The organism is Nocardia sp. NPDC057663 (assembly GCF_042799895.1).
Classification (GTDB): Bacteria; Actinomycetota; Actinomycetes; order Mycobacteriales; family Mycobacteriaceae; genus Nocardia.
Window position 1 is genome coordinate 58,950 of sequence record NZ_JBHVHX010000001.1, and the last position, 13,170, is coordinate 72,119.

16 protein-coding genes and 1 pseudogene are annotated in these 13,170 nt (G+C 67.6%); 8 read left to right on the top strand and 9 right to left on the bottom strand.

Translation table 11 applies throughout. The annotated features are described in order from the left end of the window. Positions 1-118 precede the first annotated feature (118 nt). On the top strand, positions 119-3,865 hold the full coding sequence (locus tag ACFVAV_RS00230) for a multifunctional oxoglutarate decarboxylase/oxoglutarate dehydrogenase thiamine pyrophosphate-binding subunit/dihydrolipoyllysine-residue succinyltransferase subunit (protein ID WP_379027952.1): 3,747 nt from the start codon (positions 119-121) through the stop codon (positions 3,863-3,865). 78 nt (positions 3,866-3,943) lie between these two features. Here the strand turns inward: ACFVAV_RS00230 and ACFVAV_RS00235 are convergent, their stop codons facing one another. From ACFVAV_RS00235 to ACFVAV_RS00245, 3 genes are all read right to left on the bottom strand, one after another. Beyond that, the gene (locus ACFVAV_RS00235; RefSeq protein ID WP_379027954.1) at positions 3,944-4,375 is read right to left on the bottom strand and encodes a DUF4189 domain-containing protein; all 432 of its coding nucleotides are present in this window, start codon (positions 4,373-4,375) and stop codon (positions 3,944-3,946) included. Positions 4,376-4,486: 111 nt separating this feature from the next. Then, complete coding sequence (locus tag ACFVAV_RS00240) at positions 4,487-4,750, bottom strand: DALR anticodon-binding domain-containing protein (protein WP_379027956.1); 264 nt, start codon at positions 4,748-4,750, stop codon at positions 4,487-4,489. Positions 4,751-5,045: 295 nt separating this feature from the next. Beyond that, on the bottom strand, positions 5,046-5,276 hold the full coding sequence (locus ACFVAV_RS00245; RefSeq protein WP_379027958.1) for a hypothetical protein: 231 nt from the start codon (positions 5,274-5,276) through the stop codon (positions 5,046-5,048). A 93-nt stretch (positions 5,277-5,369) separates the two neighbouring features. On the opposite strand from ACFVAV_RS00245, the pseudogene ACFVAV_RS00250 reads away from it, so the two are divergent. After that, positions 5,370-5,573 (top strand): annotated as a pseudogene (locus ACFVAV_RS00250) (hypothetical protein); the annotation flags it as partial. A gap of 140 nt (positions 5,574-5,713) precedes the next feature. Here ACFVAV_RS00250 and ACFVAV_RS00255 read toward each other — a convergent pair. Both ACFVAV_RS00255 and ACFVAV_RS00260 read right to left on the bottom strand, forming a co-directional pair. Continuing rightward, positions 5,714-5,941 carry a hypothetical protein gene (locus ACFVAV_RS00255; protein ID WP_379027960.1) on the bottom strand — a complete coding sequence of 76 codons (228 nt, stop codon included), beginning with the start codon at positions 5,939-5,941 and terminating at the stop codon, positions 5,714-5,716. A gap of 230 nt (positions 5,942-6,171) precedes the next feature. After that, entirely contained in the window at positions 6,172-6,711 is a 540-nt protein-coding gene (locus tag ACFVAV_RS00260; protein ID WP_379027962.1) for a hypothetical protein, read from the bottom strand. Positions 6,712-6,847: 136 nt separating this feature from the next. Here ACFVAV_RS00260 and ACFVAV_RS00265 point away from each other — a divergent pair, with 136 nt between their 5' ends. Then, positions 6,848-8,002 (top strand): hypothetical protein, encoded by a 1,155-nt coding sequence (locus ACFVAV_RS00265; protein ID WP_379027964.1) that lies wholly within the window; start codon positions 6,848-6,850, stop codon positions 8,000-8,002. Positions 8,003-8,055: 53 nt separating this feature from the next. On the opposite strand, the gene ACFVAV_RS00270 is transcribed toward ACFVAV_RS00265, so the two are convergent. The 3 genes from ACFVAV_RS00270 to ACFVAV_RS00280 all read right to left on the bottom strand — a co-directional run bounded on the left by ACFVAV_RS00270 (position 8,056) and on the right by ACFVAV_RS00280 (position 9,732). Further along, positions 8,056-8,448: a hypothetical protein gene (locus tag ACFVAV_RS00270; protein ID WP_379027966.1), complete on the bottom strand. Its 393-nt coding sequence runs from the start codon at positions 8,446-8,448 to the stop codon at positions 8,056-8,058. 74 nt (positions 8,449-8,522) lie between these two features. Then, the gene (locus ACFVAV_RS00275) at positions 8,523-9,239 is read right to left on the bottom strand and encodes an SDR family oxidoreductase (protein ID WP_379027968.1); all 717 of its coding nucleotides are present in this window, start codon (positions 9,237-9,239) and stop codon (positions 8,523-8,525) included. 70 nt (positions 9,240-9,309) lie between these two features. Beyond that, on the bottom strand, positions 9,310-9,732 hold the full coding sequence (locus ACFVAV_RS00280) for a DUF6463 family protein (RefSeq protein ID WP_379027970.1): 423 nt from the start codon (positions 9,730-9,732) through the stop codon (positions 9,310-9,312). Between the two features lie 151 nt (positions 9,733-9,883). Here ACFVAV_RS00280 and ACFVAV_RS00285 point away from each other — a divergent pair, with 151 nt between their 5' ends. From ACFVAV_RS00285 to ACFVAV_RS00300, 4 genes are all read left to right on the top strand, one after another. Next, on the top strand, positions 9,884-10,738 hold the full coding sequence (locus ACFVAV_RS00285; RefSeq protein WP_379027972.1) for a helix-turn-helix transcriptional regulator: 855 nt from the start codon (positions 9,884-9,886) through the stop codon (positions 10,736-10,738). 71 nt (positions 10,739-10,809) lie between these two features. Further along, positions 10,810-11,022: a type II toxin-antitoxin system VapB family antitoxin gene (locus ACFVAV_RS00290; RefSeq protein ID WP_379027974.1), complete on the top strand. Its 213-nt coding sequence runs from the start codon at positions 10,810-10,812 to the stop codon at positions 11,020-11,022. Then, a complete protein-coding gene (locus tag ACFVAV_RS00295) occupies positions 11,019-11,447 on the top strand; it encodes a PIN domain-containing protein (RefSeq protein ID WP_379027975.1) in 429 nt (142 codons plus the stop codon). Before ACFVAV_RS00290 ends, ACFVAV_RS00295 begins: the two co-directional genes overlap by 4 nt. 61 nt (positions 11,448-11,508) lie before the next feature. Continuing rightward, complete coding sequence (locus ACFVAV_RS00300; protein WP_379027977.1) at positions 11,509-11,883, top strand: ADP-ribosylation/crystallin J1; 375 nt, start codon at positions 11,509-11,511, stop codon at positions 11,881-11,883. 4 nt (positions 11,884-11,887) lie between these two features. On the opposite strand, the gene ACFVAV_RS00305 is transcribed toward ACFVAV_RS00300, so the two are convergent. After that, positions 11,888-12,502 (bottom strand): hypothetical protein, encoded by a 615-nt coding sequence (locus ACFVAV_RS00305; protein WP_379027979.1) that lies wholly within the window; start codon positions 12,500-12,502, stop codon positions 11,888-11,890. Positions 12,503-12,586: 84 nt separating this feature from the next. Here ACFVAV_RS00305 and ACFVAV_RS00310 point away from each other — a divergent pair, with 84 nt between their 5' ends. Continuing rightward, the gene (locus ACFVAV_RS00310) at positions 12,587-13,141 is read left to right on the top strand and encodes a TetR/AcrR family transcriptional regulator (RefSeq protein WP_379027981.1); all 555 of its coding nucleotides are present in this window, start codon (positions 12,587-12,589) and stop codon (positions 13,139-13,141) included. Positions 13,142-13,170 lie beyond the last annotated feature (29 nt).

A 13,170-nucleotide genomic window follows, 5' to 3' on the forward strand; every position in this document is an offset into this window, starting at 1 on the left:
ATCGGGTCAGTAGCAACACGGGTATGCCGCTGGGCATATGCTCGGTGAGGGCGCATCGGCAGCTATCGGCTGATACCCCTGCCGGGCACGTCACAAACGTCGCAGCGCAAAGAACGAAATGAGGCGAACACCAGCTGTGAGCAGCTCAACTTCCCAGTTCGGACAGAACCAGTGGCTAGTCGACGAGATGTATCAGAAGTTCAAACAGGATCCGTCCTCGGTCGACGCGAGTTGGCACGAGTTCCTCGCGGATTACACCCCGGAGGCCACCGAATCCGGTAACAGCCAGGCTCCGGCTCCCGCCGCGGCTCCGGCACCGGCTCCCGCGCCTGCCGCCGCGGCTCCCAAGCCCACTCCGGCTCCCGCCCCGCCCGCTCCGGCGCCGGCGCCCGCCCCCAAGCCTGCTCCCGCGACCGTGCGCGCGCCGCAGACCACGCCCGCACCGGTGTCCAACGCACCGGCCGCCGCGCCCAAGGCCGCCGCTGTCGCCGACGAGTCCAAGGTGCTGCGCGGCCCCGCCGCCGCCATCGCGAAGAACATGTCGGCCTCGCTGACGATCCCCACCGCGACCTCGGTGCGCGCGATCCCGGCCAAGCTGATGATCGACAACCGCCTGGTGATCAACAACCACCTGGCCCGCACCCGCGGCGGCAAGATCTCGTTCACCCACCTGCTCGGCTACGCGATCGTGCAGGCGATCAAGGCGTTCCCGAACATGAACCGCCACTTCGCCGAGATCGACGGCAAGCCCAACGCGGTCACCCCCGCGCACACCAACCTGGGCCTGGCGATCGACCTCGCGGGTAAGGACGGCAACCGTTCGCTGGTGGTCGCGGCCATCAAGGAAACCGAAGAGATGAGCTTCGGTCAGTTCCACGCCGCCTACGAGGACATCGTCCGCCGCGCCCGCGAGGGCAAGCTCGGCGCCGACGACTTCTCCGGCGTCACCATCTCGCTGACCAACCCCGGCACCATCGGCACCGTCCACTCGGTGCCGCGCCTCATGCCGGGCCAGGGCGCGATCATCGGTGCGGGCGCCATGGAGTACCCCGCCGAGTTCCAGGGCATGAGCGACGAGCGCCTCGCCGACATCGGCGTTGGCAAGCTGATGACGCTGACCTCGACCTACGACCACCGCATCATCCAGGGTGCCGAGTCGGGCGATTTCCTGCGCACCATCCACAACCTGCTGATCTCCGACGAGTTCTACGACGAGATCTTCCACGGCCTCGGCGTGCCGTACGAGCCGATCCGCTGGCGCAAGGACATGGCCGAGCGCGGCGTCGACAAGAGCGCCCGCGTGCTCGAGATGATCGCGGCCTACCGCAACCGCGGTCACCTGATGGCCGACACCGATCCGCTGCGCCTGGTCAAGGACAAGTTCCGCAGCCACCCCGACCTCGATGTCACCGAGCACGGCCTGACCCTGTGGGACCTCGACCGCACCTTCAACGTCGCCGGCTTCCACGGCCAGGAGCGGATGAAGCTGCGCGACGTGCTGTCGATCCTGCGCGACGCCTACTGCCGCCACGTCGGTGTGGAGTACACCCACATCCTCGAGACCGATCAGCTGCGCTGGATCCAGGAGCGGGTCGAGCAGAAGCACGTCAAGCCGACGGTCGCCGCGCAGAAGTACATCCTGAACCGGCTCAACGCCGCCGAGGCGTTCGAGACCTTCCTGCAGACCAAGTACGTCGGCCAGAAGCGCTTCTCGCTCGAGGGCGCCGAAGCCGTCATCCCGATGATGGACGCCACCATCGACCAGTGCGCCGAGCACGCGCTCGACGAGGTCGTCATCGGCATGCCGCACCGCGGCCGCCTCAACGTGCTGGCCAACATCGTCGGCAAGCCGTACTCGAAGATCTTCACCGAGTTCGAGGGCAACATGAACCCGGCCGCCACCCACGGCTCCGGCGACGTGAAGTACCACCTCGGCGCGCAGGGCCAGTACCTGCAGATGTTCGGCGACAACGAGATCGAGGTGTCGCTGACCGCGAACCCCTCGCATCTGGAGGCGGTCGACCCCGTCCTCGAGGGCCTCGTGCGCGCCAAGCAGGATCTGCTGAACAAGGGCGACGGGCCCGAGGGCTTCTCGGTCATGCCGCTGATGCTCCACGGTGACGCCGCGTTCGCCGGTCAGGGCGTGGTCGCCGAGACGCTGAACCTGGGTGGCCTGCGCGGCTACCGCGTCGGCGGCACCATCCACATCGTGGTGAACAACCAGATCGGCTTCACCACCGCGCCGGAGAACAGCCGCTCCACCGAATACTCCACCGACATCGCGAAGTTCATCGGCGCGCCGATCTTCCACGTCAACGGTGACGACCCGGAGGCCTGCGACTGGGTCGCGCGCCTGGCGGTCGACTTCCGGCAGAAGTTCCGCAAGGACGTCGTCATCGACCTCGTCTGCTACCGCCGCCGCGGGCACAACGAGGGCGACGACCCCTCGATGACCCAGCCGGAGATGTACGACGTCATCGACACCAAGCGTTCGGTCCGCAAGGCCTACACCGAATCGCTGATCGGCCGTGGCGACATCTCCATGAAGGAGGCCGAGGACGCGCTGCGTGACTACCAGGGTCAGCTGGAGCGCGTGTTCAACGAGGTCCGCGAGCTGGAGAAGTACGTTCCGGAGCCGTCGGAGTCCGTCGAGGACGACCAGAAGGTTCCCGCCACCGTGCAGACCGCGGTCGACAAGTCGGTCCTGCAGCGCATCGGCGACGCGTTCAACACCCCGCCGGACGGCTTCAACGTGCACCCGCGCGTCAAGCCGGTGCTGGAGAAGCGCCGCGAGATGGCCTACGAGGGCAAGGTCGACTGGGCCTTCGCCGAGCTGCTGGCCTTCGGCTCGCTGATCGATCAGGGCCACGACGTGCGCCTGACCGGTCAGGACTCGCGCCGCGGCACGTTCACCCAGCGGCACGCGGTCATCATCGACCGCCTCAACGCCGACGAGTACACCCCGCTGCACAACATCGGCTCGGAGAAGCCGGGCTGGTTCGCGGTGCACGACTCGGCGCTGAGCGAGTTCGCGGCGGTGGGCTTCGAGTACGGCTACTCGCTGGGCAACCCGAACGCGCTGGTCCTGTGGGAGGCGCAGTTCGGTGACTTCGTCAACGGCGCGCAGTCGATCATCGACGAGTTCATCTCCTCCGGTGAGGCCAAGTGGGGCCAGCTCTCCGACGTCGTGCTGCTGCTGCCGCACGGCCACGAGGGCCAGGGTCCCGACCACACCTCGGGTCGCATCGAGCGCTTCCTGCAGCTGTGCGCCGAGGGTTCGATGACCGTCGCGGTCCCGTCGACGCCGGCGAACTACTTCCACCTGCTGCGCCGCCACGCGCTGGACGGCATCCGCCGCCCGCTGATCGTCTTCACCCCGAAGTCGATGCTGCGCAACAAGGCCGTGGTGTCCGACATCAAGGACTTCACCGAGTCGAAGTTCCGTTCGGTGTTCGACGAGCCCACCTACGAGCAGGGCATCGGCGACACCACCAAGGTCAAGCGCATCCTGCTGACCTCAGGCAAGCTCTACTACGAGCTCGCCGCGGAGAAGGCCAAGCAGAAGCGCGAGGACGTGGCCATCGTCCGGGTCGAGCAGCTCTACCCGATCCCGACGTACCGCCTCAACGAGGCACTGGCCAAGTACCCCAACGCGACCGACGTCGCCTGGGTCCAGGAGGAGCCCGCCAACCAGGGCGCCTGGCCGTTCTTCGGCCTCAACCTCCCCGAGGTCCTCCCCGACCGCCTCGGCAAACTGCGCCGCATCTCCCGCCGCGCCATGTCGGCCCCGTCCTCGGGTTCGTCGAAGGTCCACGCCGTGGAACAGGCAGAGATCATCGCCGAGGCCTTCGAGCCGACCGCGTAATCGGTTACCGCACAACGGTGAACGCCGGGTGGATCACCACGATCCACCCGGCGTTCGCCGTATTCGGCCGGTCGGTGATCAGCGCGCGTTCGCCGTGCAGACCACGTCGACAACCTCGGTGCCACTGAGTTCGGAGGACCCGAAGTTCGCCAGCCCGGCGATCGGGACGCGGCTGGACAGCTTGTCGATGGCCTTGCGAATGGCCTCGCTACGGGTGCGGCCCGACGCGCCGGTGACCCACCCCTGGTCGTTCCACACCAACGCTCCACACCCGTTGGCCCACGTCATGACCTGGCAGTCATCCCCGCCACCGCAGCCATCCAGCACGGAAGCGGCCGCCGCCTCCGCGGTGGGCCAGTCCACCGCCGACCAGCTCTCCCACTGCTGCGAGCTGAATGCGTACGCACCCCACAGATCGCCCGCCGCGTTCGCCGAACCGGCACCGAGCACCGCCCCGGCCGCAAGACCCAACGCCGCCACCGCGCAGCCGGCCTTACCCATGAAACTCATTCGAAAGATCTCCTCTTGGAAGCAGTTCCGAAGTTCGGAACCGATAAGGAGATCACGGACCGACCGCACCCAGCAAACTGAACCGATGTATCCCTACCGCACTGTGGGCGATCACATCCGTTGCGGTGCAGCCATTCCCAGCTGCCCCAAGCCGAGCTCGAGAGTACGCGCAGTCAACTGGCACAGTGCGATTCGGTTCGAGCGGATCGGTTCGTCCGCCGTGATGACCGGACACGAGTCGTAGAAGCTGGTGTAGGCACGGGCGAGATCGTAGAGATAGCCGGCAAGCCGGTGCGGCTCCAAGCCCGCATCTCGAGAAGGAACGCGCCCTGGTGGCGAATCGGGTCCGCCTCGGGCGCATATGTGGCTTTCCACATTGCGGTATCGGGCGCGGTGAGCCAGCCTGGCGTTGCCGTCGGTGTGATGTCGAAGGGAGGCTCAGTAGTGACCGGAACGCAGAATGTGAAGGCGGCCTCGGGCCTGGACAACCGGGATGCCGCCGCACGGAGAAAATCGGGAACTGTGCAGGTATCGAGGCTTCTTTGGGTGGCCTTGATCCAGGCGTAAAGACTGTTCTTGTGATAGCCGCTGTCCAGGATATGAGCCGCGATCCGGCGTGCCGAGCCCTCGACGTCGATCACCTGTCCCTTCTCGAACTCGGCGGCCCAGTTCAGCAGGTATTCGCCGGACATCCGCCGTAGGTGTTCATCGAGCTGGATATGCGCAGATCCTCGATCGCGCGATCCGGCATCCCCGGCGTGACACTCTCGTCGAGCAGCTCCTGGGCGATCTGGAGCGTTCCACCACGCCACAATCGACGGTGCCACGGCGCACCGCTGTGCACCACCTCGCGCAAACGGGTGACGAAGCCCTCTTGGCCTGGAAGCTCAACGATCGGCACGGTGTGGTGGCCTACAGACGTCAAATGGGCTCGGTCGCCTGTTCCGGCAGGCCATTGGCCCATTCCTTTCTTGAAGGATCCGATGCGACCGACGTCGCCTGGGTCCAGGAGGAGCCCGCCAACCAGGGCGCCTGGCCGTTCTTCGGCCTCAACCTCCCCGAGGTCCTCCCCGACCGCCTCGGCAAACTGCGCCGCATCTCCCGCCGCGCCATGTCGGCCCCGTCCTCGGGTTCGTCGAAGGTCCACGCCGTGGAACAGGCAGAGATCATCGCCGAGGCCTTCGAGCCGACCGCGTAATCGGTTACCGCACAACGGTGAACGCCGGGATGGATCGCACAATCCATCCCGGCGTTCGCCGTTTCTGTCGCCGCACCGATCCGCGAGCCGGTCTCGATCCCGAGGTGATCCGGAGCACCGCGGCCGAACCGGCGGACTGGTCAGGAAGCGATGACCCCGACCTCGGGCCATTCCCCCGCCCGGCGGGCGCGCAGGGCGATCGGCCCGGCGGCGGTGCGGAAGTTCTCGTCGGAGCGCTCGGGCAGGGCGGCGAAGTTCGACTTGTCGATGACCACCGTCGAGTCGAGCTGATCTCGGCTCGGCCCGAAATGGTATTCCACCGCCCCGACATCGTCGCGAACCTTCTTGAAGTACACCAGCACTGCCATGGTCGATCTCCGTACCGCATTGCCTGACGACGCTCGGCCGGCAGATAGTGCGCCGGCCGCTGACAACTCTGGCAGAAACTGGATGTTTGCGGGTCCGATGCGGGAAAAATTTCACAGACAGCTCACCCGCCCGCCCGGACCGTTCGCGAGCGGAGCGGTGCGATGCATCGACATCCAGAGTGACGAGCGCAGGGGCGGATCCGGGTCGGGTCCGCCCCTGCCGTGTGTCGCTACTTGTTGAGGGTGATCCAGGCCTGGCCCGAGAGTTGTTCCAGTTCAGGGTGGTTCGGGTAGATGTCGGCGGTGGCGACGATGGTCGCCTCGACCCGGCCGGGGCCGGGCGCCATACCCATGCCGGTGATCACACCGTCGGGGGCATGTTCGATGACGCCGTTGCTGTCGACCTTGTGGGACTGGCCGTTCGCGACGCCGGTGTCGAGGTTCTTCCACCGCACCGCGACCCGGTAGGCCTCACAGTTCTGGCCGGTCTGGACGATTTTCACCCGGACCCCGAGCTGCCCGGCCTGCGGCTGCGGCACCGTTTCGGCGTTGATGATGGCCGCGCAGCCGTTCCCCGGTACCCGGGCGAGGGTCGGGTTGAACTGGACGACTTGATCGGACGGGAGGGCCGTCGCCGGCCCACTGAACCCGACGAGCGCGGCAACGGCCGCTGCGGCGGCCACCCCGACCTGAACCGAAACCCGTTGACGTTGTGTGCTTTTCAGACTCATGTTCTGGAATTCGCCGCCTGCCCGGAGATCGTTAACCACCGTAATGGTCTCAATGCGACAACGCCCCCGCGGCGACCGCGGAGACGTGGGTCACAGAGTTCCCTTAGCCGCCCGGCACACGGCCCTCACGGTTGCCCGGTAGTGTCCGCGGACACGACTGGGAGAGGTGACACAGGTGAGCGGACGAAACGGATTCCTGCTATTCGGCGGGATCTCGTCGGTCGGGGCGGGTGCGGTGCATTTCCTGGCGGCCGGAATGCACACCGACCACGCCACGCTGGCGCGGCTGATGGTCGTGCTGGCCGCGATCCAGTGCGCCACCGGACTGGCGGTGCTGCTGAGCGAGCGCAAGCTCGTGGTGACGTCGCTGGTCGCGGTGAACGCGTTCGCGGTGGCGGTGTGGGCGTTCACCCGTGTCGCCGATATCCCCTGGGTCACCGGATTGACCGCGGAGTCACCGGGTGTCGCCGATACCGCGTGCGCCGCACTGGGTGCGCTCGCCGTGATCGGTGCGGCCGTCGCGCTGCTCCGGCCCACCGCGACCCTGCCGCCGATGCGGTCCGGGATCGCGGCCGCCGCGGTGGGTGTGCTCGCGCTGGCGGCGATGCTCAACGGTGTCGGGCACGTCCACAGCCACGGCGAAGGCGGCGACGGACATGCGCACGCGGCGGGCGACGAACACGGTGACACCGGCGACGCGTGGCCGCGCCCGTTCGACCCGGCCCAGCCGATCGACGTCTCCGGTGTACCCGGCGTGACCGCCGAGCAGGAGCAGCGGGCGAGCGACCTGATCCGCAGCACCATGGCCGGGCTGCCCGCCTTCGCCGATGTCACAACCGTCGGCGCGCTCGGCTTCCGTTCGATCGGGGACTCCGCCAGCGGCTACGAGCACTACGTCAACACCGGCTACATCCGCGACGACAGTTTCCTCGACGCCACCCGCCCGGAGTCGCTGGTCTACCGGGTCGACGGCCAGAACCGCACACTGGTCTCGGCCATGTACATCGCCAAGGGCAAGAAGATCGACGATCCTGCCCTCACCGACTACGCCGGACCCCTGATGCAGTGGCACGTCCACGACAACCTGTGCTGGAAAGCGGGCGACAACGGCCCCCAGGTCGCGGGCGTGACCGATGCCCAGGGCAATTGCCCGCCCAATTCGATCAACCCCGGATCGGGCAACCCGATGGTCCATGTCTGGATCGCCCCGCACCAGTGCGGCCCGTTCGCCGCGCTCGAAGGTCACGGCGCGGGGCAGGCGAGCACCGCGGACGGCCGTCGCACCGACACTTGTGGTGGCGGCCACGACCACGGAGGCGGTCACAAGTAGGCAGCCCACGACCACGCGCGGCCGCGGGGGCGCCGCCGGTCAGGTCGACGCACTCAGCTCGGCTGCACCCAGCGACGTAACGCGTCGATCGTCGTTTCCGGGGACGTGTTGAAGCAGAACCGGATTCCCGGGACGAGCTCGGACGCGACATTGATCAGTCGCTCGAACAGCAGGGTGTGCTCGGGTGCCATCCGCACACCGGCGCCGATCATGGCGACCCGGAATTCCCCGCCCGCCACGCACTCGCGCAGCCTTGCCTCCGCTGCGTCGGGGTCGGCGGGCAGCTGACAGCTGACGATGTCGAACCCGGCTTCGCGCAAGGCGGTTTCACCCGCGGCGATGCGGGCGGTCAGGGTCGCCTCGTCGAGCTGCGGGTAGCGGGAATAGTCGACGGCGCCGGGGTGCAGGCCGATCGACAGCACGGTCTGCGGCTTCTGTTGTGCCACTGCGTCCTCCGTTCTCAGCAGATACGCGATGACGCCCAATCCCGCGAGCAACGTCGCGAGCAGGACGCCTGCTCTCACCACGACGTGGCGCCCGTGCGGTCGAAGAAGCCGCCGCTCGGGCCGTCGCGGTCGACCGTCGCCATGGCCACGATGGCATCGGTGCCCTCGGTGACGGTCTGGAACCCACTGTGCCCGTTGAGGTCCGTCGCGGTGTAGCCGGGATCGACAGCATTGACTTTCATCTCGGCGAGTTCGCTCGCGTACATGACGGTGAGCATGTTCAGCGCCGCCTTGGTGCTCGGGTAGCCGAGCGCCGGCGGCAGCAGGCCCGCCCATGTCGGATCGGTGATCGTGGCAATCGAGCCGACACCGCTGGAGACCATCACGATCCGCGGATGGTCGGAGACGCGCAGCAGCGGCAGGAACGCGTTGGTCACCCGGATCGGGCCGAAGACATTGGTCTCGAACACTTCGCGCAGGTCGTCGGGCCTGGTGTCGCCCGGTGCGGTGCGCGGGCCGCCGATGCCCGCATTGTTGATCAGCACGTCGAGGCGGCCCGCCTCGGCTTTCACCCTGTCCGCGGCGGCGACGACCGAGTCGTCGGAGGTCACATCCAGCGCGACGAACCGGACGTCGAGCCCGGCCGCGGTGAATTCGGCGGCCGCCGCCTCGCCCCGGGCGGTGTCGCGGGCGGCCAGATACACCTGCAGGCCCGACCCGGCCAGCCTGCGGACCGTTTCCCGGCCCAGCCCCTTGTTGGCCCCGGTGACCAGGGCGATCGTCTTTGTCATGCACCCAGATTCGCGCCGCGACGGGCAGCGCTCCAGTGCCGACGAGACATAGGACGGGCGATACCAGGGCCTACGACGCCAGGACCGGCGACCCGGATTCGGCCTGTGCACCGGCGACACGGATGCCGCGCAACAGCAGGATCGCGGCGATCACCACCACCGGCCCCGGAGTCGGTTCGACGATGACGGCGCACACCACACCCCAGCCGAGCACCGCCCACGCGAGGAATTCGGGCGCAACGATGCCGCGCCGGTCCATCCACACGATGAGCGAGCCGACGAGCAGCAGCGGCCAGCCGAAACCGGCGGGGTTGGCCCAGAAGCTGTTGGCCGCCGGGGTGTCCTCCCACCAGTGGCCCCACAGCTCCAAGGACAGCCATTCGTCGAAGGAGGACGAGCTGAGCAGCAGTCCGATGGTGAGGTGTCCGCCGCCGATGATCGCGAGCACCACCCCCGCCCACTTGATCATCCGATTCACACTCTGTCGCTCCATCACGAACCTCTCACATCTATACGGAACCGTATAAGACACAGCATATCGACCATTTATACGGATCCGTATAGATCCAGCGGTATGGTCTGCGACACAGACCGCACCGGATGGGATTCGCAGTACCACCCCACGCCCGAGGACCTGCGGCACCATGGAGAACGTGGACAGAGCGGAATTGGCGACGGTCCTGCGCAGCGCGCGATCCCGGCTCACCCCCGCCGACGCCGGCCTGCCCGCCGGATCGCGCAGGCAGGTGCCCGGGTTGCGGCGCGAGGAGGTCGCGAGCCTGGCCGGGGTGAGTGTCGACTACATCGTGCGCTTGGAGCAGGGACGCGGGCCGAAGCCGTCCGATCAGGTGCTCGGCGCGCTGACCAGGGCGCTGCGGCTCACCGATGTCGACCGGGATCTCGTCTACCGGCTCGCCGGGTCCGAACCGCCGCAGGCCGGGCGCATTCCGCTGGTCATCCGGCCGAGCGTGCAGCGGCTGCTGGACCGGCTGGCCGATCTGCCGGTGCTCGTACTCTCGGCCAAGTCCGACATCCTCGCCTGGAATCCCTTGTCGGCGGCCCTGCTCGGCGATTTCTCCGCGATCCCGCCCGCCCAGCGCAACATCATGTGGCAGCGGTTCCTCGGCACCGGTATGGGTCGCGTCGTCATGACGCCCGAGGAGACCGACAGCAATGCCGCCGCCTGCGTCGGCTGCCTCCGCGCGGTCAAGGCCACCTACCCCGACGACCCCGACCTGATGCGCCTGCTCACCGAACTACGCACCGGCAGCCCGGAATTCGAGTCCCATTGGCAGGCAGGCCGCTCCAGCGTCATGCACAGTCTCACCAAAACCATCGCCCACCCCGACCTGGGCCCGCTCACCCTCGACTGCGACGCCATGCACGTCCCCGACACCGACCAAACCGTCATCATCTACTCCGCGCCCCCGAACACCCCCACCGCGACCGCCCTGGACCTCCTCCGCGTCACCGGCCTCGAAACCTTCGGCCCGCGGTAGCCGATCCATCCGGCGCCATATTACAAATCATTGATATTATGAATATCGGGGATTCGAAATATGGAGGCACGATGGCGACGACGGTGGAAATCCCGGACGAGCTACTCGCCGAGGCCCTGCGGCTGACCGGCCTGCCGACCAAGAAGGCGGTCATCAATCTCGCGATGTCCGAACTCGTCCAGGGCTATCGCCAGCGTGAAGCACTGGCGCGACTCAAGCGGATGGATCACAACCCGTTCCTGACCGGCGATGAGCTCGCGGCCGAGCACCCCGAGGCCCGGTGAGCGCGGCAACCGTCCGTCCGAGGTACCTCCTCGACCACTCGGTCATGTCGCACTATCGGACGAACGCCGCGGTCGAACGCGCCATCGACGAGCTCGCGATCACCGGAGCGTTGTGCTCGTCGACGGTCACGATGGACGAAGCGCGATTCAGCGCACGCAACGCCACCGACCTCGGCTATCTCACCGAGCTCTACGGTTCGGTCTTCCATTGGCTACCCGCCGACGACATGGTCGAGGACAACGTCCGCCGCATCCGCACCGCCCTGTGGAAGATCGGAGCGGGCCGCGGCGCACAGATCACCGACGTCCAGATCGCCGCGGTCGCGCTGCGCCATGACGCCACCGTCGTCCACAACGACACCGACTTCCTCACCATCGCCCGCGCGCTCCCAGAATTCCGCCAGCAACGCATCACACTCAGCTGAATATGGGGTGATTCCACGGCGGGACGCGGGATATGGTGCGTGCTTCGACGAGGGAGGAATGATGAGCGCACCGCGGACGACGACGCTGTGGCGGCCGACGGGGCCCGAGGAGTTGGCTCTGGTCGCCGAATCAGGGTGGCGCGCTTGGCCGCCGCGACTACCCGACCAGCCGATCTTCTACCCGGTGCTGAACGAGGACTACGCGGTGCTGATCGCCCGCGACTGGAACGTGCCCGCCTCCGGCGCGGGCTATGTGACGCGGTTCGACGTGCGCACCGACTACCTGGACAGCTACGACGTGCAGCAGGCCGGCGGTCGGGACATTCTCGAATACTGGATTCCCGCAGAGGATCTCGCCGAGTTCAACCGCCATCTCGTCGGCACGATCGAGGTGGTGCGCCGCTTTCCGGACGACGCACCGGTTCCCGGCATCTGACGGGTCAGGCGGCGCCGGTACGTTCGGTCGGCGCCGCCGCCCGGATCGCCGCGACCGCGGCGCGCGGATCGTCGGCCCAGAAGGCGACGGTGCGCACCGTGTACTCGCCCTGCGGGGTGGTGAAGGTCTGCGGCGCGGTCAGGTCCACCCGGACGTTCGTGGAGCTGCCGACCGGGAGGGCAAGGGTGTCGTTGCCGGTGAGCTGCAACGACTTCGAGCCGTCGTAGGCGCGTAGATCGTTGCGGACAGCGCGGACGCCGGCGAGCGGGATGTCGAGTGCGGTGCGGCGCAGGTAGCGGATCCGGAGGCGGTCCGGCGCGACGACGTGCGGATACATGTGGTGCGCGGCGAGCATGCCGAGCATCCAGAACAATCCCCAGATGCCCAGTGCCAGCGCGGCGAGCCGCACGGGTGGCCACGGGATGATCAGGTGCACCGCGGGGATCTCCACCGCACTGACCACGATGAACGCCCAGATGACGGCTGAGACGGCGCCTGCGTAGCGAATCGGTGTGCCGTCCGCGGTGTCGGGCCTGCGGGCGACGGCCCTGGCCAGGCTCACCCAGATGTCGATTTCGAGCCGGACGAAAAGGCGTCCGAGCCGCATGATCGGGCGCATGATGCCCTCCTTTGCAATACAACTGCATTGTAAAGAGCGCGACGCCGATATGGCAATACAACTGCATCGTGAAAAGATGGGTGGATGCCGAAACGGGTGGACCACAGCTCTCGCCGGGCGACGATCAGCGACGCCGTGATGCGACTGCTCGCACGCGACGGCCTCGAGGCGATCAGCCTGCGCCACGTCGCCGCCGAGGCAGGCGTCTCCCCCGGCCAGGTGCAGCACTATTTCCCCAGCAAGGACGCGATGATGGAGTTCGCGGCGAGCACTATCGCCGACCGGATCGCGGCCCGCATCTCCGCCGTGGGGCCCAACCCCGACCTGCACCACATCCTGACAGTGTTGCTCCCCACCGACCCGGACTCGGCCGCCGACTCCCGCACCCTGATCGGCTACCTCGCCTTCGCCTCCGTCCGCCCCCAGGTCGCCGAAACCATGGCCACCAACGGCCGCGCCTTTCGCGACCACATCGCGGGCATGCTCCCCGACCACCCCGACCCCACGACCGCGGCCAACACCCTGCTCGCCCTCCTCGACGGCCTGGCCCTACACGTCACCCTCGGTCAACTCCCCGCAACCGACGCACACGAACTGCTGACTTCCGCTATCGACGGCGTTCTGGCACAGGAGAAATGACGTTCGCGCGAGTCGCCGACACCCGCCGA